Here is a 26,057-nt window from a genome sequence, read left to right as displayed (position 1 = left end):
ATAATTGTTCTACATCATTGAATTGATCCGAAATTTTTAATTTCCTGCTAAAATTTCTTTTCCTTTCAATACATGTGGATCTTCTTTCTCTATTTTTTCTCGAATAGTATCCATCAAAGCATAAGTCGTTTCTCCAACAATAACTCCAGTTGGATCTAATTTTTGATCTTCTTGGAATTGCTCAACAGCTTCTTTCGTTGCTTCGTCAAACTGATCGTCAACTGTTCCAACATCATAACCTAACGCATTTAAAATTTGCTCTGCAGAGTTAACAGATTCGGATACATTGCCAACAGTAAATTCTGTTTCTGGATTAATATAAGTAACTGTCGCATAAGCAGGGTATTCTACAACTTCGTCTGGTTCAATCCCTTTTTCATTAATCCAGTTACCATTAGGTGTTAACCATTTACCAGTTGTGTATTTTAAATTAGAGCCGTCCGGCAATGTACTTACTGTTTGGACTGTTCCTTTACCGAAGCTTGTAAGACCAACAATTTTCGCTCCTGCTGATTCCCTTAAAGCACCAGCTAAAATTTCAGAAGCAGATGCACTACCGTTATCAATTAAAACGACAACAGGAAGATTATATTTCTTACCGCCTTCTGCTAGTATCACTTCTGGATCTGCTTCCCCTTCACGACCTTCTAGTTGTACAATCGGTTTTCCTTCGTCAATAAATAAATTGGCAATTTCAATCGCTGAATTTAAATAACCACCTGGATTTTGTCGAACATCTAATAAAACGCTCTTCATTCCATTCTTTTCATACTCTTCTAAAATGGCCGTTAATTCATCATAAGTTTGTTCACTGAAAGATGTAATTTGGATATGGGCAATTTTATCGTCTCCCATTTCTCCGTAAACTGTTTCAATTGGAATCTCATCTCGAACAATCGTTACTTCCATTAATTCGTCCGAGTCACCCCGTTGGATTGTAAGCTTAACAGGTGTACCTTTTTCACCACGAATTAATAAAACCGCTTCTGAAGCACTCATGCCTTGAATACTTTCCCCGTCTACCGTCAAAATAATATCTTCAGGTAATAGCCCAGCTTTTTCAGCAGGTGAGTTTTTAATTGGTGATACGATGACAATATTGCCGTTCCGTTCTTGAATCTCCGCTCCAATTCCTTGGAAACTTGATGAAAGATCACTATTGAACTGTTCTGCTTCTGTCTCATCCATAAAATCAGAATATGGATCATCTAAAGCATCAAACATACCGTTAATAGCACCAGTAATGACAGCTTTCTCATCTATATCGACATAATAATTTTGCTTTAACTCATCATAAGCTTCATATAATTTTGAAAACTCTTTTCTTTCTTCTGGTACTGTCACTTCTACTACTTTCTTATCTCCGAAAGTTAAAGTAAAGATTGTTATACCCGCTGTAACTATTATGGTGAAGAACATCAGCATAATAAAAGTAAACGGTTTAATGCGAATAAATTTTTTTGCAGGCTTTAATTGTTCCTCTTGTTCAATATTGTCCGTTTGTTCTTTTTGTTCCATTTCTTGTTGATTTTGATCATCCATCTAGTTCACCACTCTCATTTTACACTTAAAAGTCGTTACTACCATCATAACAGTTTCACATCTTTACGAAAAGAAAGACTGTCAAAAGACAGCCTTACGAAATGAAATATGCAAAGCATCAGATGATTATTACTCTTGAATTGCAGCTTCAAGGGCAACGACAATCATATCGTTAAATGTTGTTTGACGTTCTTCAGATGTTGTTACTTCACCTGTTAGAATATGATCAGAAACCGTCAATACAGATAGCGCTTTACGTCCAAATTTAGCAGCTAGTGTATAAAGGGCAGCTGATTCCATTTCTACCGCTAGTACACCATATTGAGCTAATTTTTCGTTTTGATTTTCATCTGAATAAAACATATCAGCAGTAAAGATATTACCTACTTTTAAATTTAATCCAGCAGCTACACCAGCATTGTAAGCTTTTAATAATAGATCAAAATCTGCAGTAGGAGCAAAATCAATGCCGTTGAAAATAATTTCATTCATTTTTGAATCTGTTGAGGCAGATTGAGCGATAATCACGTCGCGTACTTTAACATCCTTTTGAATTGCTCCACAAGTACCAACACGGATTAATTTTTGCACACCGTATTCTTGCATTAACTCTGTTGTATAAATAGAAATTGACGGCACACCCATTCCTGTACCTTGTACAGAAATACGTTTTCCTTTGTATGTACCTGTATAGCCAAACATATTTCGAACTTCATTATAACAAGTTACATCTTCTAAAAATGTTTCAGCAATATATTTCGCACGTAATGGATCTCCTGGTAATAATATCGTATCTGCGATTTCACCTTGTTTTGCATTAATATGGACACTCATGAATAATCCCTCTTTCCAATATTCTCAAATTAAAATATACTTGCTTTTCTAACATTGTGCAATGATTTACCTTCTTATACAAATTTTTCACGATAAAATTGACGAAAAATTGTCGATTATCCGAACTTCGTTTCGTATAAGTCCCATAGTTCATCAAAGGCTTGGGTCGTTAAATGTTCATCCGCCATTGTTTCGATATAGCTGGATAGTTCTTCAAAGGAAGAGCTAGCAATTGGAAAACTATGATCTAAAAAAGCCCTTTCCGCAAATCGAGTTTTCGGATCATTCCAATCTCCCCCTCTAAAAGAAAGAACATATAAGTAAAAACTAGTTTTCACATGGACACTCCTTACTTAAAAGCGAATAAAAAGTAGAGATTTTATTTTCCATTATATAACGAAAGAATAGTAAAACAAATCGTTTGAATAGATAAAAATCGCGGGGAAGAAATCATTCCCCACGATTCATTAAGAAGTTTTAATATATAAGGAAATCCGTCTATAAGTTATACGTTATTTTTCAAAAAGCTTTAAGTATTCCCCGTATCCTTCTTCTTCTAATTTCTCTTTCGGTACAAACCGTAGAGCTGCGGAGTTAATACAATACCGTAAACCGCCCAACTCCTGTGGACCATCAGGAAATACATGTCCTAAATGGGAATCTGCTGTTTTACTTCTAACTTCCACACGTCTCATCCCATGGGAAGTATCAAAATGCTCCGTTATTTCTTGCTCTTCAATCGGTTTCGAAAAACTTGGCCAGCCACAACCCGCATCATATTTATCTTTCGAACTAAATAATGGTTTACCAGATACAATATCGACGTAAATTCCTTCTTCAAAATGTTGATCATACTCATTTTGATATGGTGGCTCTGTACCTTGTTGTTGTGTTACATAATATTGCATTTCAGTTAATTGTTTAAGTCTCTCTTCTTTATTCATGTTTATTCCCCCAATTTTGTTGAATAAATGCTGCTCTTCCTGAACCGATATGGTATCGTTCATAATGCATTGGATTTTTTTTATAGTAATATTGATGATAATCTTCTGCAGGGTAGAAAGTTTTTGCAGGTAAAATTTTCACTGCAATTGGCTTATTAAATTTTCCCGACTTCTCCAGTTGTTCCTTTGACTCTTCTGCAATTCTTTTTTGCTCTTCATTATGATAAAAAATTGCCGTTGTATAGGATTCTCCCCGATCGTAAAATTGACCTCCTGGGTCAGTCGGATCGATTAATGTCCAGTAAGTCTCCACTAATTTTTTATATGGATATACTTCCGGGTCAAAGGTGATTTGGACAGCTTCCAAATGACCGGTTGTTTCCGAACACACCTGTTCATAAGTAGGATTTTCAACATGTCCACCTGTATAACCTGATACTACTTCCTCAATTCCCGGTTGTTGATCAAAGGGTTTCACCATACACCAAAAGCAACCACCTGCAAACGTAGCAATTTCTTTTTTCAAAAGACAACCCTCCTTATTTATTTGGTACAATCACTTCTAACAAAATATAGTTATTTTCTAAATCGATTTCTTTCGCTTTTATATGGGCTCCAGAAGGTAAAGATAAATTCGACAAATCAACAAAAATTTCTTCTTCATTTGGTCGTACGACAATCCATTGAGGAAATTCGACTGCATCATTCATTAATTTTAAAACAGTAACAGGTGGTATATTTAGTTTACCAACATTTACAGAAGTTTGCTTTAATTGAACATTGCCATCTTCATTTACAATAGGGTCAAATTCCATTGAAAAGGGTACCGTAACGCCAAATACGGTCAATTCACTTTTTAAAATGATTGCATCACCTACAACAATATCGACTGGAAGAGACGTACTTTTCAACTCATTTTCCAAAAATTTTAATACAATTTTTTCAAAATCTTCAGCTGTTGTTTCAACTAACAATACACTATCAGTCGGTTGAGCCGTTATACTTTCCCTTCCAATTTGAACATCTTCCCCTGGAGAAGCCGCCCAAAATATGAAAATTGCAACTAATATAATGATTGTCCCTATTAAAAGAAAAAAGGCGACTTTCCATTTATTCACCATCGTCCACTCCTTAACATCAAGATCTGTTTCCATTTTAACTATGTATGCTACTATTTTTTCTAAAGTGACGTCAAAACAGAAGTAGAGGTAATCTATAGAGTATTTTTAATCAAATAAAAACAAGCCATTTGATTGCTCTTCTACTTGACAAGATTTCATCATTGATACAATTCGCTCTGTCATAATTGTATATCCGTAGCCATTCGGATGAAAGAAATCTGTATGATAAACTAAATTTGCATTGGAATCAAATAAATCTTCCACATCCACAAAACAAGCATTATCATATTTTTTTGAAATATCCTCAATCGTTTGGTTCCATTCAGAAATGATTGACTCCAGATCTGTTATTTCATCGGTAATCAGTGAAAAGGGATTGTATAAACCAATTAAAATAATTGGTACATCGGGATTTCTCATTCGAATTTCTTCCATAATTTGATCGTACCGCTCACGAAATTTTACCAATTCTTTATCAAATGCTTCTTTTTTTAGTTCAAATAAATCTTGTTTGACGACTTTCATAATATCGTTACCGCCAATGGTCATTGTAATTAATTCAGAGTTTCTAATTTCCGAATCGTAATGCCCTTTTTCAAGTAACGAAAGTAACTGGTCACTTCTGCGCCCTCGTTTGCCTCTATTGTCCAGTACGACTTCAGAGATTTCTGTCCATTGTTCAAGCTTCTCCGCTAATCTTTTAGTATACCCATTTTTGTGTTCTTCATCCCCAACTCCACGGGTTAATGAATCCCCTAATGCTAAATAATATATTTTTTTATCTTCTACTTGAACCGCCTCAGGCTTTGAGAAATCATCAAAAATATAATCTTCTATTGTAAATGGCAATGTATTTTTTGAAGTATCCTTTGTTTCCTCTGTTGAATCCATAGTTTCGGTAAGGGACTTTAAATCATTTATTTCATTTGTTGTGACATTTGCTGCACAACCAAAAAGAAAAAAACATATGACCAATAGAATGGTTATAATTTTCAGTATGATGACTCCTTTCACAAAATTTTCATGTTTCCTAATTAAAATGTGGGCATTTTTTCAATAAAAAAAGCTATCAATCACCTCATGAATAGTATATGAGCGAATGATAGCGAGTTTTCTTGTTATTCTGCAAAATAAATAAATCCGATAGCTCCAGGTCCTGTATGGGTACTTATAATCGGAGAAGTAAATTTTGTCTCTATATGATGGAATCCTGTTGATTCAATTAATTGTTTTAACGGATTGCCTAAAGTCATTAAACCATCCGCATGGGATATCCCCACTGCTTTTACCGTCTTCCCTTTTGTATCTTCTTCATATTGTTTAAACAAGAAGTTGACAACTTGTTTATGACTTCTTACTTTCGCAACTGGCGTATATGAACCATCATCCAAAGTGGCAATCGGTTTAATATTTAATAAAGAGCCAATCATACCTGTCCCTTTCCCAATTCGACCACCTTTAATTAAGTTTTCTAACGTATCAACGACAACAAATAATCTTGTATTTTTTCTAACTTCATCAAGTCTAGATAATATTTCTTCAACGGTTGCCCCAGCATCCCGTAATCGAATCGCTTCTCGAATTTGAATAGCTAGTCCAATGGCAATATATCTAGAGTCAACAACTGTTACATCGGATTTTGACAATTCAGCCGCTTGTCTAGCAGAATCAACGGTACCACTCATAGAACCTGTCATATGAATGGAAATAATTTGATCTCCATCTTTTCCAAGTTCATCATAAAGTTCTTTAAACTTGCCTGGAGCGGGCTGAGAGCTTTTTGGTAATTCCTTTGCATTTTTCATTAACTCTAAAAATGATTCAGGCTCGATGTCTTCTCCATCAACATATGTTTTCCCTTCGATTTGAATCGATAAAGGTACCACTTTTACGTCATGTTCTAATAATTCTTGTTTTGTTAAATCACAAGTTGAATCAGTTACAATATGAATTCGTCCCAAAATGACACATCCTTTTATAGCATAACTTCATTATAATGAGAATGTTTTATGACTGTAAACATGACAAATGTAATTACATTAAGGATAAACTTCGTACTCTGTTATAGTTATATCCATCCCACGATAGTGAAACAATATGACAAATGATAGTGTTAGAACAATCCGATTCGCAGTATAGTGAACAGGATAGGAGTGAGTTCAATGAATCATGAAGAAGCATTTGATTATAAAAATTGGAAAGAAGAATTATGGAATGCCATTACCCATGGCATTGGATTGCTAATCAGCATTCCAGCATGTGTCATCTTAATCCTAATAGGTGTACAATCGGGACATGCAATCGAGATTACTGCCTATTCCATTTTTGGAGCATCACTCGTTCTGCTGTTTTTAATGTCCACTTTATTGCATAGTATGCCCGAAAAATATAAAAGATTTTTCTCTATTTTAGATCATTCATCCATTTATGTTTTAATTGCAGGGACGTATACCCCCTTTTTATTAATTGCAATCGGTGGTGTGCTCGGAATCGTCCTTTTAAGTATCGTTTGGTCCATTGCACTATTTGGCATCGTCTTTAAATGTTTGTTTATTCATAAGTTTGAGACCTTTTCTTTATTGCTTTACATTGCAATGGGCTGGTTAATCATATTTGCTATTAAGCCTCTATATGAATTTTTACAATTCGATGGCTTTACCTTCTTATTAATAGGTGGGTTATTGTTTACGTTTGGAGCTATATTTTATGCTTGGAGAAAGCTACCTTATAACCATGCGATTTGGCATTTATTTGTCATAGCAGGTTGTGCTTGTATGGTAATTTGTGTTGCCATTTACTTATAAAATTAATACTTATGAATTCAATGTATTTAAAAAAATCTGCCCTTTAAAAGGAGCAGATTTTTCACTTCTTACAAAAAATCTTTTTTATTCCGTTAGTTTATTCACGATATCGTATTCACCCATTTTTTCTGTTAGCCACGTTGCATATTGTTCATTTGCCTTCGATTCTAATAAGTCTTGATAAACAGTATCTTTCACTTCTTCATATACCGCTTCTTTTTCCTCCACTTTATCCGTTACTTTTATAACATGGAACCCATATTCCGTTTCCACTGGTTCACTACTAATGTCACCAACTTCCATTGCAAAAGCTGCCGTTTCAAAAGCTTCTGCCATTTCCCCTGTACCGAAGTATCCAAGGTTTCCACCATCTTCATTCGTTGCCGTATCAGTAGAATATTCTTTCGCTAGCTCAGCAAAATCTTCTCCTGCATTTAATTTTCCGATTACCTCTTGTGCAATTGTTTCATCCTCCACTAAAATATGGCTAGCTTCCACTTCAGCAGCTTGTCCATAGGTTTCTTTATTTTCTTCAAAAAAGGTCTGTATTTCATCATCTGTAATGCCTAAATCATCTTCCATTACTTTAAAAGTTAACAAATACGTTTCCATATCCTTCTTTATATCTTCCACATCCATCCCATAGGAATCGAGCATTTCAAGTAACGTTTCTTCCCCTCCATACTGGGAAGCATACTCTTCATATTCCGCTTGAAGTTCCTCCTCCGAAACTGAAACGCCTAATTCTTTTGCTTCAAGCTCAATGATTTTGTCCGTAATTAATGAATCTAACACTTCTGATCCATATTGGGCTGTTAACGTTTCATTTAATTCCTCTTCCGTAATTTCTTCACCATTTACTGAGGCAATCAAAGTTGATTTACTTGAGCATCCTACTAACCATATACTTGCAACAATTGGAAGGGTCATCACTTTTAACGTTTTTTTCAAATCATTTCGTTTCATCATTTTAATTCCTCCGTTTTTATCTCTTTTAGTACATGTTCAACTTTAATTGGCGAATGTGTCAGCAAGATGTCAAAGATTAAATAAATCGAATATGAAAAAACGTAGCGATCAATCTTCGCTACGTTTCACTTTTTTCAATAGGAGTTCAAAACAAGTACCGCTTTGGTTACTTTCTTTTAACTGAAGGTCCCCTCCGATTGATTGGGCCATCATTTTACTAAGAGGTAATCCTAAACCGAGACCGCGCACAGTATATTTTTTATTTTCCCCTCTAAAAAATCGTTCGAAAATAAAAGGTTGATCTTCCTTATTTATACCGGAACCTGTATCTTTTACAAATACTGTGACATCATGCTCCCTTTCCTCTAATGTAATCGTAATTTTCCCATCATCAATCATCGATTGGCTTGCGTTTGTTAATAGGTTCGTTACAATTTGTTGGATTCGAACTAAATCAGCTAATACAAATACTTCCCTTTCTAAACAATGGTAATCGAAGTCGATTTGCCGATCAGGTAAAGTTGCCTTCCATTGGGAAAAGATATCAGCTATCAATCGATTAATTTCATAATGGTTTATTTTCACTGGTACTGCATCAACCGCAAAGGAATTAAAAGCCAATAAATCTCCAACCATTGTTTTCATTTTTGTTGTTTCCACTAAGGCCATTTTTATAAATTCTTCCGCCTCATCTCCCGTGACAACACCATCTTTAACAGCTTGTAGGAGCCCACTTATGGATGTAACCGGTGTCTTTAATTCATGAGTAACTCCTGCTAATAACTCCGTTCTCGTTTTCTCCAACTGTTGCAGACGACTTGCCATATCCTTAAAGGATGATACAAGCTCATATACTTCATTTTCTTTTATAGAAGAGGATAATTGAATATGATAATTTCCCGATTGCACTTGTTTCGCAGCTTCTGCTACTTTCATAATCGGTCGGGATAGTCTGCGGGATAAAAAATAAATGGCAACCCAACCTAATATTCCAAGGGCAATAATAAATATCGCCAATTGACCATACTGTTGCTTTACTTCAGTTAAATGTTGTTTCGTTTCCAGTACAAAAACCCAGCCGACGACTTCGTTTTCCATTTCAATTTCTTTCTTTACTACATAATATGTTTCATTCGTAGAAGGACTTTTTATTTTACTTAACTCTTTATTTTGTAACAATTCATTAAAATCAATATCAACGAGTGGGTTAAAAGGTCTATTGACAGAAACCAACTCTCCCGTTTGATCAACGATGTAAACAATTGGATCGATGTCTCGAAAGTTAAACCAATCTCTTTCTTCAATCGATTTAGGCAACTCTTTTGGTGTATCCGTAATTCTTTTCACTGTATCTTCTGCCATAAACGTCATCATTTCAAGACGATATTCTAATGTTGTATGACGTATCCACATCGCGAAAATAAGCGATATAATGAGCAAGCCAATACATAATGTTAATACATATCTACTCGTCCAATAAGTTAATAAGGAAACTCGTTTATTTTTTATAGACATGGAATTGATAACCTAACCCTCTTAAAGTTTTAATTTCCCCTTGCTCTGGTGGCCAATGGGCAAGGGCTTTTCTAAGCCGCTTAATGGCTAAGTCTACCGCCCGATCACTGCCATCATATTCCCACCCCCACACTTGTTCAATAAGCTGGTCCCGTGTAAATGTTTGATTTGGGTGTTCTGCTAGAAACAATAGTACTGATAAATCTCGTGGCGTTAACACGACCTCTTCTCCGTTTAAATAAACCGAATGCCCTTTAAAATCTATTTCTAATTGGCCAAATTTCACTGTATCCATTTGGATGAAGGAGGATCTTTTTAATACTGCCTTTACACGGGCTACCACTTCATCTGCATTAAACGGTTTTGCGATATAATCATCTGCTCCTTCATGGAATCCTTCTAATTTATAATGGACATCACCTAAAGCCGTTAACATAATGACTGGACAGTTGCCGTTTTGACGAATTTCTTTTAATATCGTCCAACCATCTTTTCCAGGCAACATCACATCTAATAATACTAAATCAGGATTTTCATTTATAAAATTAGTCATAGCATCTAGCCCTGTAAACACTTGTATAACGTCATATCCTTCCTTTACTAAGTAGGCTTTTAACACTTTATTGATGGCCAGTTCATCTTCAACAATCATTACTTTGCTCACTAGAGAATCACCCTTTTCGATACGCATCTCTTTTTTTCAACATATTATAACATCCTTATATGTCAACAAGATGTCAAAAAAAGAAGTCCTAGTTCTCTCCAACTTAGGACTTCTTTTATCATTTTTTGTTTGGTAATGTTTTTGTTTTCAACTGAGTCGGCACTTCAGTCTCATCAATGTGTATATTTTTATTTAAGCGGTATTTTCTTTTCGGAGACTCTTTAATCATCGAACGACCTAATGTCAAAAGTAACGCAAACATTAAACCGGTACCTATAATTAAATACAAAATCGTAAACAGTTTTGTTCCACTTGTCGAAGGGGTAAGGTTCGTATTCACTCCTGTAGGAATTAAACTGACGACTGCAAAATAGGCAGCATCAAGATAAGACCAACCTTCAAATTTAGAATAAAACAAAGTACCAGATAAAACGATGAAAGCAACTGTTGTTAAAATGCTAACAAATTTAGGCTCTTTCACTGCATGAAACAACGCTTTCATCAATCTTCCAAAACTTATAATGACAGAAACCATATGATAACTCCTTTTTTATACAACTACTAAAGTATTTTTGCATTATACTATAAATTTTAGTCGTTATCATATGATTAATCGCTTTGTTCATTACGATAACATATTTATACTAAATGTTTCTCTTCTTCCTTTTCATCTAGTTGTTGAATCGGTTGATCGAATGTTCTTTTACCTGAAAAATTTTCGATGAGTTCTTTTACATCAATCCCGGAAGAAGCTTTTAACGTTTCTTGGAGTGAGGACATTAAGTTCGTTGCATAAGATGTAATGCGGTTTGCACCGCCACCTTCCCCATTTCCTGTGTCAACCACTGTAATTTTATCGATGTTAGATAACGGACTTGCTACTTCTTTTGCATACTCTGGCATCATACGAATAATCATATCAAGTACTGCCGCTTGACCGAATTGTTCGAAGGCTTCAGCAATTTTTCGTTTCGCTTCAGCTTCAGCTAAACCTTTTAATCGAATAATTTCTGCTTCCGTTTCACCTTGTGCACGTTCCGAATCAGCTTTTGCTAACCCGTCCAAACGAATTTTTTCCGCCTCAGCTTTAGCTAGCGATTCAATACGATATTTTTCAGCATCTGCTTGTGCCAATTCTCTCATTTTTTGAGCGGCAGCATTTTGTTCAATCGCATAACGATCCGCATCCGCTTTTTTCTTCACTTCGGAATCGTATTGTTTCTCTCGACGTAGTATTTCTTTTTCTTCCAACTCAATTTGCTTTTGACGTTCAATAATTTTAATTTGCATTTCTTGTTCTGTTACTTGTTGTTTTGCCTTGGCTGATTCCAACTCATAAGCTTGGTCCGCATGGGCTTTCGCCACATCTTGTTCACGTCGGAATTCTGCAACTTTTAATTGATTTTCCTTTTCTGCCTCTGCAATTTCTGTCGCCCGTAACAATTCAGCTTTTTGGGCTTCTTTTTCTGCTTCCGCTTTCTTAATACGTGTCTCTTTTTCAGCCTCGGCTGTTGCTATATCGGCATCCCGTTTTACTTGGGCAATTCTCGGCTTCCCTAAAGAATCTAAATAACCATTTTTATCGCGAACATCCTTAATTGTAAAGGATACGATGACTAACCCCATTTTCGCTAAATCTTGCGTTGCAACTCGTTGCACTTCTTGGGAGAATTTATCTCGATTTTTATAAATTTCTTCCACTGTCATTGACCCTAAAATGGAGCGGAGATGACCTTCTAAAACTTCTTTCGCCTCATTTTCTCGATCTTGTTTACTTTTCCCTAAAAATTGTTCTGCTGCTGTGGCGATTTCTGAAATAGATCCTCCAATTTTTATAATAGCCGTACCGTCGGCCATTACAGGAACTCCTTGTTCTGTATAAACTTCGGGAGTTGTTACTTCTAGTTTACTAGATAATAAACTAAGTGGTTCAGATTGTTGGAATACCGGGAAAACGAATGTTCCTCCACCACGAATAATTTTAATGCGGTTACCCGAGTCATCTGTGTGGACATTTTTTGATCCTAAAAAACTACCTGTTACAATCAATGCTTCATCTGGTCCCACTGTTTTGTATTTTGTAATATAAACCGCAACGATGGCCACAATGATAAACAATGCGACCCCAATAATAATCATTGTACTTAGCATCATAATAATTCCCCCTTAATTATTTAAATTGAAAAGTTGATTCGTATTTCTTTACATAAACGGTGCCCTCCTTTGCTTCGATGACGAGAACTTCCTCATCATAATCAATCGCTTCGTTATCAAATCCTGTCGCCCGTTTCGATATGACTCCATTGACCGTTTCGATTACGATTTCACCAAATCCATCTACTGGAATTGGAACAATCACTTTTCCCACTTGACCACCAAGGGATTCTTCCGTGTAAGCTAAAGAAACTTCTGCACTTTTTAATGGGACAAGTATGAAATAATAAATAATGGCACTAACAATAGCAGAAAGAATACAAGATATTATAAGGATTATTAAACTTGTCATAGAACTATATTTTTCTAATAAAAAACCTGCTGCAGATGTAATGGTAATGAAGGATAAAATGACAGCTGGATCAATAAACGGAATGCCTTCAAACACACCATCAAAAACTTCGGAGAACAATAGGTAAACAATCGTGATGCAACCTACAATAATTAAAGTAAATAGGTAAATCGTATGGAGTTCTAAACCGCCCAATCAATATCACCTCATCTTCCAAAATAATCCTATAACTTATGTACGTTTAATTCGTCATTAAGTTTCAAATTATTTAGAAAAATTTAAATAAAATAAAAAAGTTTTCACCCTTTTTACAGTTGGCGAAAACTTTTGTAAGATGGTTATTTTTTTCTATCATAAATATAGTAAGTATATGCATACCCATCCGGCACTTCGATCGGTTCACTTTTGGAAACTATCGTCCATTCCTCCCCATCATACTCTGGGAAAAACGTATCTCCTTGAAATTCATAGTCGATTTTCGTTATATAAAGACGGTCTGCTATCGGAAGGGCCAATTTAAAAATTTGTTCACCACCGATAATCATTATTTCGTCTTCGTTCGAAACAAGCTTTAATGCTTCCTCCAGGCTTGAAACGACCTCGATCCCTTCTGCCGTATAGTTTTCATTTCTTGTAATGACAATATTTCTTCTGCCAGGTAATGGTCTACCGATCGATTCAAAAGTTTTTCTTCCCATTATCATCGGTTTACCCATCGTTTGTTCTTTGAAATATTTTAACTCTCCAGGTAAATGCCAAGGCATTTTCTTTTCGTATCCAATAACTCGATTTTTGTCATGGGCGACAATTAATGAAATCATATTTTCTCTCCTACTTTTTTAGACATTTTCCTATTCTATTTTATACGTTTTTATTCATATTTTTACAAAAATTTTAATATAAATAAATGATAGACATTTTTCATTGCTAATAGTTTTCATAATAAAAAGATAAAGGAAGTGATTTTTTGATTACGTTAATGAAACAAAAATCATCCATTCAATTAGAAGGATATCCCATTAACACAGAAATTAGCGAGACAGTTTATGACGATTTAGTTAAAAGTAATAGTAAATATTTGAATGTGGATAAAGAGAAACAAGTGATTACCCTTAAACGCTCCTTTTTTAAAAAGAATAAGCAAGTTCAAAATGTTACTCGATTTTTTGTTGAGTTAAACGATGATAAAATACTAATTGAAACACCTCAAATGAAAAATAGTCTTGTTTCCAATTCCAACTTTGAAGATGATTTAATTACTAGTAATTATAAAAACAAAACGATTGCAATTATTTTAGAATCCCCTCATATTGACGAGTATGAACAAAATAAAGAAAAACTAACACCTATTGGAGCTGCTCAAGGACTAACAGGGAAAAAAATAGAAAAGAACATGAATCAATTAATTCGCACTTTAAACGAATATCAGGTTATAGAGGAGCAACATAAATACCGAGTGATTATTATAAATGCGGTTCATTATCAAACTTCTTTACATTTTATCCATGAAAAAGCAATGAATAATAATTATCGTGAGTTACGGGATAAAATTTGGGTTAAAATGTGGACAGAAATGCCCCAAATAAAAAATGACTTTTTAAAACAAATTGAAACATTAAAAAAAGATTCCATTTTAATTAATGCGTGCCCAAAATCATTAAAACCTTTCATTAATCAAGAGTTCATTCCATACGCTTCAAAATTTCATCTATTTGAAAGCAATCATCCTACATCAACAGAAATCTGGACGAAAAGTTTATTTAAGTTAAATTAATTGTTGGTATTTTAACATTTACCGAAAATTATGGTACACTTGTATAAACAATAACGTTACAGAAGACAGCTAAAAGGCTGTCTATTTTTGTGAAAAAACATACTACAAAAAATTAGGAGGTTTCCCTCAGATGAAGCTTACAGAAGTTTACATTGAACGTTGTGATAAAGACAGTGAAGAATTAATTTCAAAAGAAAATTATTCCTTTCTTACTTCCTCAATTCAACATTTGAAACAAAATATGAACGAATTCCTTTATATTGAATCCCCTTCCTTTGAAAATATTAAGACGGATGCCTTATCCTTTGAAGTCGATGACGTATTTAAAACTTATATGGTTTTGCTTGGGTTTAAAGTGCAAAAAAAACATGCAGATGGGATTAAATCCTATTTAGCTGAACATTTACATGGTGAAAATGCTTTTTATAGTTGTAGTTTTTCTGGTGAAGAAGGTTTATGGGAACTAAATATCCCAATCGATTTTATGGAAGGTTTCCACGAAGAACAATCAATAGAACAAGTTTTATCGATTACTTATCACTTTTTAGATCAATTAACAAAATCAATTGAATATCAATAGAATGAAGGATGATTATTTGAATAACCTACAAGATTACGACACTTATATTTACACTTACGTTCACCATAAAGATGAATTCGATCTTTGTCGAATGGAGATGCGTTCCTTTTTTGGTACCGATACAACTTCAAATTATATGATTAGCGATGTTAAAGTAGACCCAAGTCGTAGCCCATTTATTGAAGAGCGACTACAAGTCATCTTTCAAGCCCACCATTTATCTGAGATAAAAGATTCTTTGAAAGAGATGCAAGAAACAGCTACTACCTTTAAAGTCGTTTGTTTAAACAAGATGGATATCGGGGAAACAAAAAAAATTCCCCATCCAGAGCGCCGGGCCATTGAACGTGAAGTTGGATTATGTATTGACGGAGAGCCAGATTTAGATCATCCTGAAATAATTTTCGGATTAATTTCGATTGAAAATAACTGGTATTTCGGAAAATACGAAAAAAGTATTTCCGTCTGGCGTGAACACTTACATAAACCAAACAGTTATTCTACTGCTTTAAACACGAGAGTGGCTCGAGCTATTGCCAATATTGCCGTTCCTAAACCAGCTGGTATTTCTGTCATTGATCCATGCTGCGGAATTGGAACAGTAGTGATTGAAGCTCTATCAATGGGGATTGATATTGTCGGAAGGGATATTAACCCCCTCGTATGTATAGGAGCAAGGGAAAATATCGCTTATTTTGGACTAGAAGGTACAATTACGAAGGGACCGATTTCGGAAGTTAACGAGCATTATGATGTAGCGATAATCGATTTACCATACAATATTTATACGCATATAACACGTGAACAACAATATGAAATTATTCAAAACGCAAGACGAATTGCAGATAAAGCGGTCATCGTAACCGTCGATACGATTGATCATTTAATTGAAAAATCCGGTTTTACAATTAGCGATCGTTGTGTTGCGAAGAAACATTTATTTGTTAGACAAATTCTGTTATGTGAATAATTTATCCATTGGAAAATCCATTAAAAAAGGCTTCAATCCTTAAAGGATTGAAGCCTTTTTTGTTGTAACAGATGCTTAATTCGTTGTTTTTTGACCATCCACTACTGATAAGCACCATGAGAAATTATCCCAAGCCGAATACCAACCACTAAAAACTTCTGAAGAATCATCCCAACGGACATCAAATTTTTTCTGACCATCCACGTCTATTAAATATAGTGCAAGGGTATCATCCGCTCTAGATACCGCTAATTTCATACCGTTTTCAAGTTCTTCTTCTGTAAATGGAACGTCGGAAACCGAACGTAATTGTGCTTGTTCAAATACTTGTTTGTTAATAATTTTGTAATTCATCGTAATCCTCCAATAAATCTTTAGTTAACGTTTAGGAGATGTTTCGTTAAAACATAACTTTAAAAGTATATTCTATTATCATCTTACACTTAAACAATAACTTCATATTTTATTTTTCTATTTGTTCTATGAATTCGTTCAAAAAACCTTTCAGTTTCTCAAAAAGTCTTCCATTTAGAACAATTATTTTCATATTGCAGCTCCCTTAAATAAGGCATAAATGATTACAATACGTATTTTGATAATAACATAGATAGCCGATAAAAAAAATCACCTCTTGATCATCAAAGGTGATTTACTAGATGATTGTTCACTAGTTGATAATTTTTCAAAATAGTAAGGGAATTGACATATTTTCCAATAGTGAATATACTATATGTAATTAACTTGAACGGAGGTGAAGAGAATGAATCAATTAGCTGTGACGACATGTGTGGAAATGAATTGTTACCACTATTTTGCACGTGTCATTACTTTCGATTTTGCCATTAACGGGATTAGTCTGCCCTTTTTTAATGAAATAAATCGAAAACACAGCTGATTAGCCATTCTTTTCACAATTAGGAAGAGACTGCTTGTTAATCGAGCAGTCTTTTTTGTTTGGCTTCACTGTGTATAAAATGGAGGAAATCACAGTGTCGATAAAAGCGGAAAACATAACAAAAATTTACGGTGGATCAATTATTTTTGAAAATTTAACGATTGATATTCATGAACGAGAACGAGTAGCTATTGTTGGACGAAACGGTTGTGGTAAAACAACGATTTTAAAAATGCTCGCAAATATAGAAACCCCTGACGCAGGACGAATCATTAAAAAGAAAGGGGCAACAATTGGTTATTTACATCAAATACCACCCTATGAAAATAGTTTCGTTTATGACGTATTGAAAGAAGCCTTTTCCCCTTTACTTCATATGCAACATCAAATGGAACAATTAGAAGGACAAATGGGAAATAGTAACAATTTACAAAAGTTATTAAAACAATACGGTGAAATACAGGAACAATTTATCGCCCAAGGCGGTTATGAAATGGATGCTCAAATTCAAATGATTGCAAATGGTCTTTCCATTAAAACCCTACTTAATACACCATTCCATTTACTAAGTGGTGGCGAAAAAACAAAAGTAATGCTCGGACAAATTTTATTAACAAATCCTGACATTTTACTTTTAGATGAACCAACGAACCATTTAGACATGGAAGCGATCGAATGGTTAGAAAGTTACTTGAGTCATTATTCAGGAACGTTAATTGTTGTTAGCCATGATCGACAATTTATGAATGAAGTCGTCACGAAAGTAATTGAAATTGATAATGGAGTTGCCTACCCTTATATAGGAAATTATGATGCCTTTATAAAAGAACGGGAAGCACGTATATTAAGCGAGTTTACACAATACGAAGAACAACAAAAGAAAATTACGAAGATGAAAGAAACCATTAAAAGGCTCAAACAGTGGGCAAATGAAGCGAATCCCCCAAACGCTTCCCTCCATCGACGAGCAAAAAGTATGGAAAAGGCGTTGGCGAGGATTGAGCTAGTGAAAAAACCTTCGATTGGGAAAAAAATGCAGCTTAAGTTACAAGTAAATGATCGTAGCGGAAAAGATGTCGTTCTATTCGAAAACGTTAGTAAAACCTTTGATAAATTGCTATTTCAAAATGTTTCATTCCAACTCAATTGGCAAGATCGTTTTGCAATTGTAGGTTCCAATGGCACTGGTAAATCTACATTATTAAAAATGATTACTGGTGATGTTATTCAAGATGAAGGGAAATGTCGAATCGGCAGTAATGTGAAAATAGGTTACCTTTCCCAACAGTTTTTATATAACGATGTAAACGCCCGATTAATTGATGTGTTTCGAGAGAATATATCTATGAACGAAGGCGATGCCCGACATATTTTAGCCAAGTTTTTATTTTATGGCTATGATGTATTTAAAAAGGTAAAGAACTTAAGCGGAGGCGAGAAAATGCGGCTTCGTTTAGCCCAATTAATGCAACAAGACATTAATTTGCTAATATTAGATGAACCAACGAATCATTTGGATATCGAATCCCGGGAAGTATTAGAGGAAACGATTCAACAGTTTGAAGGGACCGTTGTCGCAGTTTCCCACGACCGGTATTTTATCAATCAGCTGTTCCATCGAATCGCCTGGTTAGAAGCTCAACAACTGTTTTTATACGAAGGAAACTATAGTTGGGCTCGTCAAAAGCATAGTGAGCGTACAACCGTTCAAAAAGTTGATCGTCCATCTGAAGAAAAACAAGAAAAGACTATTTCAATTGAACAACAAATTGAACAGCTGGAACAAAAAATAGAAAAGAAAAAACAGCAATTTACTCAAACAAATAATATCACCTATCAAAAGGAATTAGAAAAATTAGAACATCGATTGGATGAACTATTAACCCTTTGGATTAGTGAATAACAAATAAGCACACTGTTATTGTTTAATAAATAGCAGTGTGCTTCGTTTTTCACACCGCAATCGGTGCTTTAATTGTTGGATGTGGATTGTAATTTTCAATTGTTATATCTTCTAATTCCATATCAAAAATCGATGTTTTATTTTTATTAATGTTCAACGTCGGCAACTCTTTCGGTTCTCTTTGTAGCTGTTCCTTTACTTGTTCCAAATGGTTTAAATAAATATGCGTATCCCCTAAACTATGAACAAATTCTCCTACTTCCAGTCCACATTCGTGGGCGATGAGATGGGTTAACAATGCATACGATGCAATGTTAAACGGAACACCTAAAAATACATCAGCGCTTCGTTGATATAACTGGCACGAAAGCTTACCATTTGCCACATAAAATTGGAAAAAAGCGTGACAAGGCGGTAATGCCATATCATCGACTTCAGAAGGATTCCAGGCAGTTACGATTAGTCTTCTTGAATCAGGATTATTTTTAATTTGGTCGATGACTTTTTTCAACTGATCGATCGTCTCACCGTTTGAAGTTGGCCATGAACGCCACTGTTTACCGTAAACAGGCCCTAATTCCCCATACTTTTCGGCAAATACATCGTCTTCTAAAACTTTATTGTTAAAAATAGACATCTGTTCCTCTAAAACTTTAGCAAACTCGGTATCCTTTGCTGCTCTCAAACCAAAGTTTGTCATATCTGGACCTTGATAATCCTCTGATTCTACCCATTTTTTAAAAGCCCATTCGTCCCAAATATGATTTTTATTTTGTAATAAATAACGAATGTTTGTATCTCCTTTTATAAACCATAACAATTCACTTGCAACTAGCTTAAAAGGCACCCGTTTTGTCGTTAATAACGGAAACCCCTTCGATAAATCAAACCGCATTTGATGCCCAAATACACTCATTGTGCCGGTCCCTGTTCTGTCTTCCTTTGTTACACCGTTGTCTAAAATATGTTGTAATAAATTTAAATAAGTAGTATCTGGATGTTCCATTTCTACCACACTCCTTGCTCTAATTTTTTCATTATAACAGATAATGTGGCCTTTAAAAATATGAGGGTAAAATACTTTCATAGATTTATGGTACATGTATAAGAGAACGATGTTCATAGTTATTCCGACCATGTTGTTTAATATAGTAGAGGGCAGCATCTGCTTCGTTTATACAATGAGTGATTTCCTCTTTTTTATAAATTCTCTTTGTACAAGCACCTATACTTACCGTTACTGTCGAAGAAATCGTAGATGAACGGTGATGAATATTTAAATTTGAAACTCCATCTTGTATTTTTTGACAAATATTGTCTACCTGTTGCTCTGAAACGTCCGTTAATAATAATATAAACTCTTCCCCACCCCATCGTGTAGTAAAACAATTCCATTGTTCGGATAGCTCTTTTAATAATATTCCGATTTGAATTAATACATTGTCACCTTCCATATGACCATATGTATCGTTGTACAATTTAAAACAATCGACATCAATCATCACGACTGAAAGTAAAATCGGTGATTGTAACGTTTGTAATTGCAACTTTTCCAAATATTCATTATAAGCCCTTCGATTATATAAATTCGTAAGTGGATCAAGTAAAGTTTGTAATTCTAGCTGATCATTTGCTTCTTTCAACTTCTCGGTTAAACTTCGAGTATGATTTCTTTCTTTTAACATTTCCAATTGACGATAAAAGTTTTTCTCAAAGGATACATAATGAGAACGGGAAAGTAAAAAGGAAGTCGGAAGCAGAATGGCGATATAAACCCATTGTAAATAAGAAACAGAGAACTCACCATGCTCACTATATAGGCCTATAAGTAAAATAAAACTTGAAATGATTAGCGGAAGTAGAAATTGTTTCGCTTTTAAAATTAAAAAGGAGCTACAAGTAAATAAAATAAATGTATAAATAAGAAAAGGATTATATAGAGTTAAATCTTTTATCGAAACGAGTGCTGCTAAAGATAATGAAAACGTAACATAGAAGTTAATAAAAAACGCCATTTTTTTATTATTCAATGGAGTTAAATGTATTTTACGGTATCGAAATATAGAATAAATGACTAAATGAAAAACAAGTAATAGGATATACCCCAAATGACTACCTGCATTTTGAGGAAATTGTAAAGAAGGAAATAAGGATAAAAAATTGATGACGAGCATGATTATCACAATGACAATAGTAAAAATCTGATTCATAACCTTCATTTTCCGAATGTTATGTTTTAATATTTCAACTTCTAAATCTTTAGTTTCATATTCACTATTCATCATCTCTTCACCCTCTTCATTTCTAGTTATCCATACTAAAAATGTATTATCCTCTATATTAGCACCAACCATTTTACTGACAACTGTTGCCTTCAAACGCCTTCCATTTCCTTTAGAAAGTTAATTTCATTTCTATTCTTTTTTCTTAATTAAACATATGTATAAAATATGAAAAATAGACCAATGATAATTTTTCTAAGCACAACTAAAGACTCCTATAGAGGGAAAGAAATTAGCAAATAGACTTAATGAAAAATTTGTGATATTCATCATTTTACTTATTACCATTAAAGTACTAACTGGGTTAGGCAATCATTTTATCTATTTCAAAACATTGTACCTTGCCACTATTCCCTTTTAAATATTGATGGGAATAGAATAAACATTAATAATGAAGTTTGCAGATATTTTTAAAGGAACTTGTAAAAGTGAATTTCATAACAAGAACATTTACAATTTTAGAGGAAGACTTCTTGTTAAAGAACAGGGTTTTAAACGATTCTTAAGTATCAAGTGCTAACCTAGATAAGGAATAATTTGTTTATTGCCCAAAAGGAAGCGGGTGCTGTAAGGTAGTCAATAGAGACTAGCTCTTATCCACTCTTCGGTCCGCACAGCTACTTTCCACTGACTATCGCCATATTCAAATTCATTCTACGTAAAAAAGGAGTAGACAAATTTTTGTCTATCCCATAATACAAACAAATAGATTACTCACTTTTTTCATCTAATCGCCGACGAGCTATTAAAGCTAAGATAGCAAAAATAACGAAAGCTATTGTTGAAGAACCAGTAACCATCTGCAACATATTTCCTATTGGGGATTTGAACAACAAAGGGATCGATATAATTAAAACGGCACCAGTTAAACCCATTCCTAAAATCGAGATTGCCAAAACTTTATTCATCTAATCACCTCACAGCTAATTGAAACGAACTACCACCACTACTAATAACTGTTTGCGCTGCATCCGAAAACCAACAAGCAGCAAATTCAATAATTCTAAATCTAATGGCGGATAGTTGTTATTAAATGTTTTCTCTGAAAATCAATTTGAGCAGTGAAAACGAACAAAATACAGAATTATCAGTCATTTAAAGTTGAATTTACAAAATGGACTATTTTCTTTTCATTTTTAATTTCGATACAATGAAGTCCTACATCTGAAGTTGGAAAAATAACCTGCTCATTTATAGAATGGTTAAGTAATATGTTCATAATGTGCGAAATAGTCCCACCATGACTTACAATTAATATCCGATGGCAATCTTTATGTTTTTCAAGCATCTCAAATATGACTTCTTCAACACGATGGCGAAAAGCCAATTCTGATTCACCTTCTTCAATTGCTTCTGTTAATGGGCGACCGTTTCGTGGCAACGGAAATTTCTCCATCACTTCTGCTCGTTTCATTCCAGCAAGTACACCATTATTCCACTCCATCAGTCTCTCATCAAACTCAACATACGTATCACAATATCTTAAAATATGCTCAGTTGTTTGTCTTGTTCTCGTCATCGGACTAGAAATAATGACGTCAGGTTGATAATGATTTGTAATGTATTTCGCTATTTTACTTGCTTGAAGGTAACCTTTTTTAGTTAATTGAAAATCTGCTCGTCCTTCATGAACATCGAGTAGATCTGCTTCTGTTTCACCATGTCTTAAAATAAATATGTACAAAACTAAACTCCCAATTGTGAATTTTATGTAATTATATTAGATTTGGATAAATAAACCAATAGGCATAAAACAAAAACAGGCGCTGCTCTTATTCCTTATGCTGAGCAGCGCCTTTAATCAAATGTGTCTAAATCATCATACAATTCAATTTGTTTTTCCAATTGTTATGTTGCCTCCCGTAAAATCTGTTTATTGTTTTCAATAATTTGAATAATTTGTTGAAGAATTTTATCTTCTACTTTCGGAGTTGAATTAACCTCCTTCATAATAATTTTGTTTAGTTCCAAAATTGTACTTACGTCGAGTTTATGTTTCTCTGCTAATTGAAACGCTCGCTCTAACTGACCGGTTATCATCGGCATCCTCCTCATTGTTTTAATATTCTTATTTTACCTTGTAATTAGAAATTTTTCACTATTTAAGCGTGAAATTAGTTTATTTATTTGTAATTTACTCATTTTATGCGACAGTTATTCGTTTTGTCTTTACTCTTTCACCCATTAATTATTTGCTCGTTTGTCACTTTTCAAAGTAGCAATTTTCATTAAAAAAACACCGCCTATGATGGGCAGCGTTTTAAGATAACCATTTTGGTGGAGTATTTTTCGAATAAAAAATATCACCTAATGAATGGTGGGCAACAAATTTATCTTTTGAAGTGTGGTAATGGAAATTGTAGTAATAACCGTCTTGTGGGCGTTTTTCAGTTCGCACATGGAAACGGATTAAATCTTTACCGCTTGTCCCATCGGAAATATGGAAAATTTTTTCTCCATATTGGCCACTTGGTCGATCTGTAATTGCTAAATATTTTATTGAGTCTTCGTCCAAACTAGATAATGTCATCGTAATGACTTCTTCTAATTTCGGGAAAATTTTTTCTTCAAATTCTTGACCAATAACTGGTGCGATTCTAGGTCCAAACTTTATGTATGATTGTTCTTTCGCTGCGAATAGGATGGAATCCAAATCTTGTTTATCTTCAGACTGTTCAATAGCATAACCATCTTCAACAACAGTTGTAACTTGTTCGTTTGAGGCATTACTTTGAATAGTACTATCTGAAGAACCGTTATTACCGTGTCCATTTTCTAATGCATCCCATATCTCATGGTTAGGCGTTATCAACCCAAACGTTAGTAATGCTACGGTTATAACAAGCGTTTTTTGTAGCCATTTTTTCATGGAATCACCTTCAATTTCGCACAATATTGTAAAAAGCTTCTATTAATATATACGTTTTACACATTAAAAGGTTTCAACTTTTTCTAATTCATTGTACAATAAGTAAGTAAATAAAGCTTGTTTTTTTCACAAGGGAGGTTCAACTGAATGACTGCTGCTATCGGAATTGGCTTATTTGTATTATTAGGTTATTTAACTTCAATGTGCTTTACCGACTAATAAAGGTAAATCCTAAGCTACTGTTTAGTAGCTTTTTTCATTCTGAAAATTAGACAAGGGGTGCCTGATTTATCAGGCACCCCTTTAGCATTCAAAGGTAACATATAAATAAATTAAATCTCAACCCTATCATCAGGGGAATTTTATAAATAGATGCACAACATGCATCGTTCTTAACCGCGGTAAAATTCCACTAAACGCCTTCTAACTTAAGCAACGCAAACCCTACCTACTTTCGCGTCCTTGCAAGCCTATACTTGCGCCAGTGTGAATAAGTATCTTCAAAAACTCTAGCGAAACGCCAAATTTATTTACCTGCTACCCTAAAATAGCATATAGACATTATAACATCATTTCACTGTAAAGTAAAATCCATTGATACTACAGCCGTTTAACACAATATTTCACTTATCTATTACGCCATAATGGAATTTCGAAGTAAATCGGATTTCCCTTTGAAAATGAAAGCGATCAAATAACTTTGATTTATAGTGGGCCTTTAAAACAATTCGTTTTTTAGCCACCCTTATCGCTTCCATCACCCATTCATCTGAAAGCTCAATATGACGTCCCGCTTCCCTTAATGCTTCGAAATTATTTGCTTCTTCAATAACTTCTTCAAACATTGGATCCATGTAGACAACGTCAAAGGAATCGTTTTTTTGATGTTTTAAAAAGGCAACTGCTTCACTTTGAACGACTTCAATATGACGCATACAGTTTGTTAATGGTAGTTCGGATGTATCGTAGGTTTTCATTCCATTACGCACAATGAAAGCTACATTCGGATCAGCTTCTAAGCCGACAACTCGCCCCTTTTCTCCTACCGCATACGCAGCTAACATGGCATCCGAACCCATTCCTAAAGTACAGTCTAAAAAAGAATGACCTTCTGCAAGTTGACAGCTTTGTAAAAAAGGTTCCTTTTCCCCACGGGCAACCCGCTTTAAACGAAAGGCTGCTGAATTAGGATGAAAAAAGAAAGGTGTTTGAGCACCTTTCGGATAATATTCATATCGATTTTTTCCTGCTACGATTACATTGGCGTCTAATAGTTGGCTTATTTTCGTAACAGATCGCTTTTTCCTTGGTTCGAAGGGTACATTTAATTCCTCACATGCTTTTTTAGCAAGCATCATGGATAACTCATCTGGTCTCCCAGCTGTTGTCACGACAGTTACTTGGCACATGCTTGTTTCAGAACACCAGCAAGATGATCCGTAATTTGCTCTACTGGATATCCTTCAATTTGTTCACGTGGAATAAAATACTCTAATTGACCGTCCCGTAAAATTGCAATAGACGGTGAACTTGGAGGAATTTCCTCAAAAAATCTGCGCATAGCAGCTGTCGCTTCACGATCTTGACCTGCAAATACCGTTACTAAATGATCGGGTTTTACTTCTTCAATAGCTTGGCGAACTGCTGGACGTGCTAACCCTGCTGCACAACCACATACTGAGTTAATAACTACTAAAGAAACTCCTTTTGTTGTCGCCATAAATTCATTTACTTCATCGGCAGTTGTTAATTCTGTGAAACCTGCATCTACTAATTCTTGGCGCATTGGTTGCACAATGCCTTTCATATATTCATCATAAGCGTTCATCATATATCGCCCTCTTTCTTTTTTATTACCAATTTCATTATAACAACTGTTTACTTT

At 34.5% G+C, this 26,057-nt stretch carries 30 protein-coding genes; 6 read left to right on the top strand and 24 right to left on the bottom strand.

Going from position 1 to position 26,057, the window contains the following annotated elements; genetic code table 11:
* Positions 1–36 precede the first annotated feature (36 nt).
* From ACH0B5_RS02225 to ACH0B5_RS02190, 8 genes are all read right to left on the bottom strand, one after another.
* A complete protein-coding gene (locus tag ACH0B5_RS02225; protein WP_122971735.1) occupies positions 37–1,542 on the bottom strand; it encodes a lmo1851 family serine protease in 1,506 nt (501 codons plus the stop codon).
* Between the two features lie 129 nt (positions 1,543–1,671).
* Positions 1,672–2,376, bottom strand: a complete 705-nt coding sequence (gene deoD / locus ACH0B5_RS02220; RefSeq protein ID WP_122971734.1) for a purine-nucleoside phosphorylase — start codon at positions 2,374–2,376, stop codon at positions 1,672–1,674.
* A gap of 116 nt (positions 2,377–2,492) precedes the next feature.
* Positions 2,493–2,714: a YozE family protein gene (locus ACH0B5_RS02215; protein WP_122971733.1), complete on the bottom strand. Its 222-nt coding sequence runs from the start codon at positions 2,712–2,714 to the stop codon at positions 2,493–2,495.
* A 174-nt stretch (positions 2,715–2,888) separates the two neighbouring features.
* Positions 2,889–3,320: a peptide-methionine (R)-S-oxide reductase MsrB gene (gene msrB / locus ACH0B5_RS02210; protein WP_122971732.1), complete on the bottom strand. Its 432-nt coding sequence runs from the start codon at positions 3,318–3,320 to the stop codon at positions 2,889–2,891.
* Positions 3,313–3,846: a peptide-methionine (S)-S-oxide reductase MsrA gene (gene msrA / locus ACH0B5_RS02205; protein ID WP_341362030.1), complete on the bottom strand. Its 534-nt coding sequence runs from the start codon at positions 3,844–3,846 to the stop codon at positions 3,313–3,315. Before msrA ends, msrB begins: the two co-directional genes overlap by 8 nt.
* 13 nt (positions 3,847–3,859) lie before the next feature.
* Complete coding sequence (locus ACH0B5_RS02200; RefSeq protein WP_158599684.1) at positions 3,860–4,438, bottom strand: YpmS family protein; 579 nt, start codon at positions 4,436–4,438, stop codon at positions 3,860–3,862.
* Positions 4,439–4,546: 108 nt separating this feature from the next.
* A complete protein-coding gene (locus tag ACH0B5_RS02195; RefSeq protein WP_241559301.1) occupies positions 4,547–5,455 on the bottom strand; it encodes a GDSL-type esterase/lipase family protein in 909 nt (302 codons plus the stop codon).
* Positions 5,456–5,559: 104 nt separating this feature from the next.
* On the bottom strand, positions 5,560–6,402 hold the full coding sequence (locus tag ACH0B5_RS02190) for a DegV family protein (RefSeq protein ID WP_122971729.1): 843 nt from the start codon (positions 6,400–6,402) through the stop codon (positions 5,560–5,562).
* Between the two features lie 201 nt (positions 6,403–6,603).
* Between ACH0B5_RS02190 and trhA the strand changes: the two genes are divergently transcribed.
* A complete protein-coding gene (gene trhA, locus ACH0B5_RS02185) occupies positions 6,604–7,245 on the top strand; it encodes a PAQR family membrane homeostasis protein TrhA (RefSeq protein WP_122971728.1) in 642 nt (213 codons plus the stop codon).
* An 84-nt stretch (positions 7,246–7,329) separates the two neighbouring features.
* On the opposite strand, the gene ACH0B5_RS02180 is transcribed toward trhA, so the two are convergent.
* The 7 genes from ACH0B5_RS02180 to folA form a co-directional block, all read right to left on the bottom strand.
* Positions 7,330–8,214: a peptidylprolyl isomerase gene (locus ACH0B5_RS02180; RefSeq protein WP_122971727.1), complete on the bottom strand. Its 885-nt coding sequence runs from the start codon at positions 8,212–8,214 to the stop codon at positions 7,330–7,332.
* A 108-nt stretch (positions 8,215–8,322) separates the two neighbouring features.
* Positions 8,323–9,729 (bottom strand): HAMP domain-containing sensor histidine kinase, encoded by a 1,407-nt coding sequence (locus ACH0B5_RS02175; RefSeq protein ID WP_122971726.1) that lies wholly within the window; start codon positions 9,727–9,729, stop codon positions 8,323–8,325.
* Complete coding sequence (locus ACH0B5_RS02170) at positions 9,713–10,393, bottom strand: response regulator transcription factor (protein WP_122971725.1); 681 nt, start codon at positions 10,391–10,393, stop codon at positions 9,713–9,715. Before ACH0B5_RS02170 ends, ACH0B5_RS02175 begins: the two co-directional genes overlap by 17 nt.
* Before the next feature lie 118 nt (positions 10,394–10,511).
* Positions 10,512–10,928: a potassium channel family protein gene (locus tag ACH0B5_RS02165; RefSeq protein WP_122971724.1), complete on the bottom strand. Its 417-nt coding sequence runs from the start codon at positions 10,926–10,928 to the stop codon at positions 10,512–10,514.
* Positions 10,929–11,032: 104 nt separating this feature from the next.
* A complete protein-coding gene (locus tag ACH0B5_RS02160) occupies positions 11,033–12,547 on the bottom strand; it encodes a flotillin lipid rafts scaffold protein FloT (RefSeq protein ID WP_122971723.1) in 1,515 nt (504 codons plus the stop codon).
* Between the two features lie 16 nt (positions 12,548–12,563).
* Positions 12,564–13,094, bottom strand: coding sequence for an NfeD family membrane protein (locus ACH0B5_RS02155; RefSeq protein ID WP_122971722.1), 531 nt, complete (start codon positions 13,092–13,094; stop codon positions 12,564–12,566).
* 143 nt (positions 13,095–13,237) lie between these two features.
* A complete protein-coding gene (folA, locus tag ACH0B5_RS02150) occupies positions 13,238–13,720 on the bottom strand; it encodes a type 3 dihydrofolate reductase (RefSeq protein WP_122971721.1) in 483 nt (160 codons plus the stop codon).
* Between the two features lie 146 nt (positions 13,721–13,866).
* On the opposite strand from folA, the gene ACH0B5_RS02145 reads away from it, so the two are divergent.
* The 3 genes from ACH0B5_RS02145 (at position 13,867) to ACH0B5_RS02135 (ending at position 16,223) form a co-directional block, all read left to right on the top strand.
* Entirely contained in the window at positions 13,867–14,673 is an 807-nt protein-coding gene (locus ACH0B5_RS02145; protein WP_122971720.1) for a hypothetical protein, read from the top strand.
* 130 nt (positions 14,674–14,803) lie between these two features.
* The gene (locus ACH0B5_RS02140; protein WP_122971719.1) at positions 14,804–15,253 is read left to right on the top strand and encodes a hypothetical protein; all 450 of its coding nucleotides are present in this window, start codon (positions 14,804–14,806) and stop codon (positions 15,251–15,253) included.
* Between the two features lie 16 nt (positions 15,254–15,269).
* Complete coding sequence (locus tag ACH0B5_RS02135; RefSeq protein WP_406927333.1) at positions 15,270–16,223, top strand: TRM11 family SAM-dependent methyltransferase; 954 nt, start codon at positions 15,270–15,272, stop codon at positions 16,221–16,223.
* A gap of 75 nt (positions 16,224–16,298) precedes the next feature.
* On the opposite strand, the gene ACH0B5_RS02130 is transcribed toward ACH0B5_RS02135, so the two are convergent.
* On the bottom strand, positions 16,299–16,577 hold the full coding sequence (locus ACH0B5_RS02130; protein WP_122971718.1) for a hypothetical protein: 279 nt from the start codon (positions 16,575–16,577) through the stop codon (positions 16,299–16,301).
* A gap of 406 nt (positions 16,578–16,983) precedes the next feature.
* On the opposite strand from ACH0B5_RS02130, the gene ACH0B5_RS02125 reads away from it, so the two are divergent.
* Positions 16,984–17,118, top strand: coding sequence for an RAxF-45 family protein (locus ACH0B5_RS02125; protein ID WP_277749712.1), 135 nt, complete (start codon positions 16,984–16,986; stop codon positions 17,116–17,118).
* Positions 17,119–17,212: 94 nt separating this feature from the next.
* Positions 17,213–19,021: a ribosomal protection-like ABC-F family protein gene (gene abc-f / locus ACH0B5_RS02120; RefSeq protein WP_122971717.1), complete on the top strand. Its 1,809-nt coding sequence runs from the start codon at positions 17,213–17,215 to the stop codon at positions 19,019–19,021.
* Positions 19,022–19,070: 49 nt separating this feature from the next.
* Here the strand turns inward: abc-f and ACH0B5_RS02115 are convergent, their stop codons facing one another.
* From ACH0B5_RS02115 to ACH0B5_RS02080, 8 genes are all read right to left on the bottom strand, one after another.
* On the bottom strand, positions 19,071–20,027 hold the full coding sequence (locus ACH0B5_RS02115; RefSeq protein ID WP_122971716.1) for a thymidylate synthase: 957 nt from the start codon (positions 20,025–20,027) through the stop codon (positions 19,071–19,073).
* A gap of 85 nt (positions 20,028–20,112) precedes the next feature.
* Entirely contained in the window at positions 20,113–21,399 is a 1,287-nt protein-coding gene (locus ACH0B5_RS02110) for a GGDEF domain-containing protein (RefSeq protein WP_406927332.1), read from the bottom strand.
* 614 nt (positions 21,400–22,013) lie between these two features.
* The gene (locus ACH0B5_RS02105; protein ID WP_122971714.1) at positions 22,014–22,211 is read right to left on the bottom strand and encodes a hypothetical protein; all 198 of its coding nucleotides are present in this window, start codon (positions 22,209–22,211) and stop codon (positions 22,014–22,016) included.
* A 179-nt stretch (positions 22,212–22,390) separates the two neighbouring features.
* Positions 22,391–22,987 (bottom strand): histidine phosphatase family protein, encoded by a 597-nt coding sequence (locus ACH0B5_RS02100; protein WP_158599683.1) that lies wholly within the window; start codon positions 22,985–22,987, stop codon positions 22,391–22,393.
* A 164-nt stretch (positions 22,988–23,151) separates the two neighbouring features.
* Positions 23,152–23,343 carry an ABC transporter permease gene (locus ACH0B5_RS02095; RefSeq protein ID WP_122971712.1) on the bottom strand — a complete coding sequence of 64 codons (192 nt, stop codon included), beginning with the start codon at positions 23,341–23,343 and terminating at the stop codon, positions 23,152–23,154.
* 220 nt (positions 23,344–23,563) lie between these two features.
* Positions 23,564–24,172 carry a YpjP family protein gene (locus ACH0B5_RS02090; protein ID WP_122971711.1) on the bottom strand — a complete coding sequence of 203 codons (609 nt, stop codon included), beginning with the start codon at positions 24,170–24,172 and terminating at the stop codon, positions 23,564–23,566.
* 623 nt (positions 24,173–24,795) lie between these two features.
* Positions 24,796–25,581 (bottom strand): class I SAM-dependent methyltransferase, encoded by a 786-nt coding sequence (locus tag ACH0B5_RS02085; RefSeq protein WP_122971710.1) that lies wholly within the window; start codon positions 25,579–25,581, stop codon positions 24,796–24,798.
* Positions 25,569–26,000: a BrxA/BrxB family bacilliredoxin gene (locus ACH0B5_RS02080; protein ID WP_406927335.1), complete on the bottom strand. Its 432-nt coding sequence runs from the start codon at positions 25,998–26,000 to the stop codon at positions 25,569–25,571. The genes ACH0B5_RS02085 and ACH0B5_RS02080 overlap by 13 nt, the downstream gene beginning before the upstream one ends.
* Between the last annotated feature and the right edge of the window lie 57 nt (positions 26,001–26,057).

Origin of the sequence: Ureibacillus sp. 179-F W5.1 NHS, assembly GCF_045369345.1 — a bacterium.
Lineage (GTDB): Bacteria > Bacillota > Bacilli > Bacillales_A > Planococcaceae > Ureibacillus > Ureibacillus halotolerans.
This window is presented reverse-complemented; position numbering and strand designations above follow the sequence as displayed.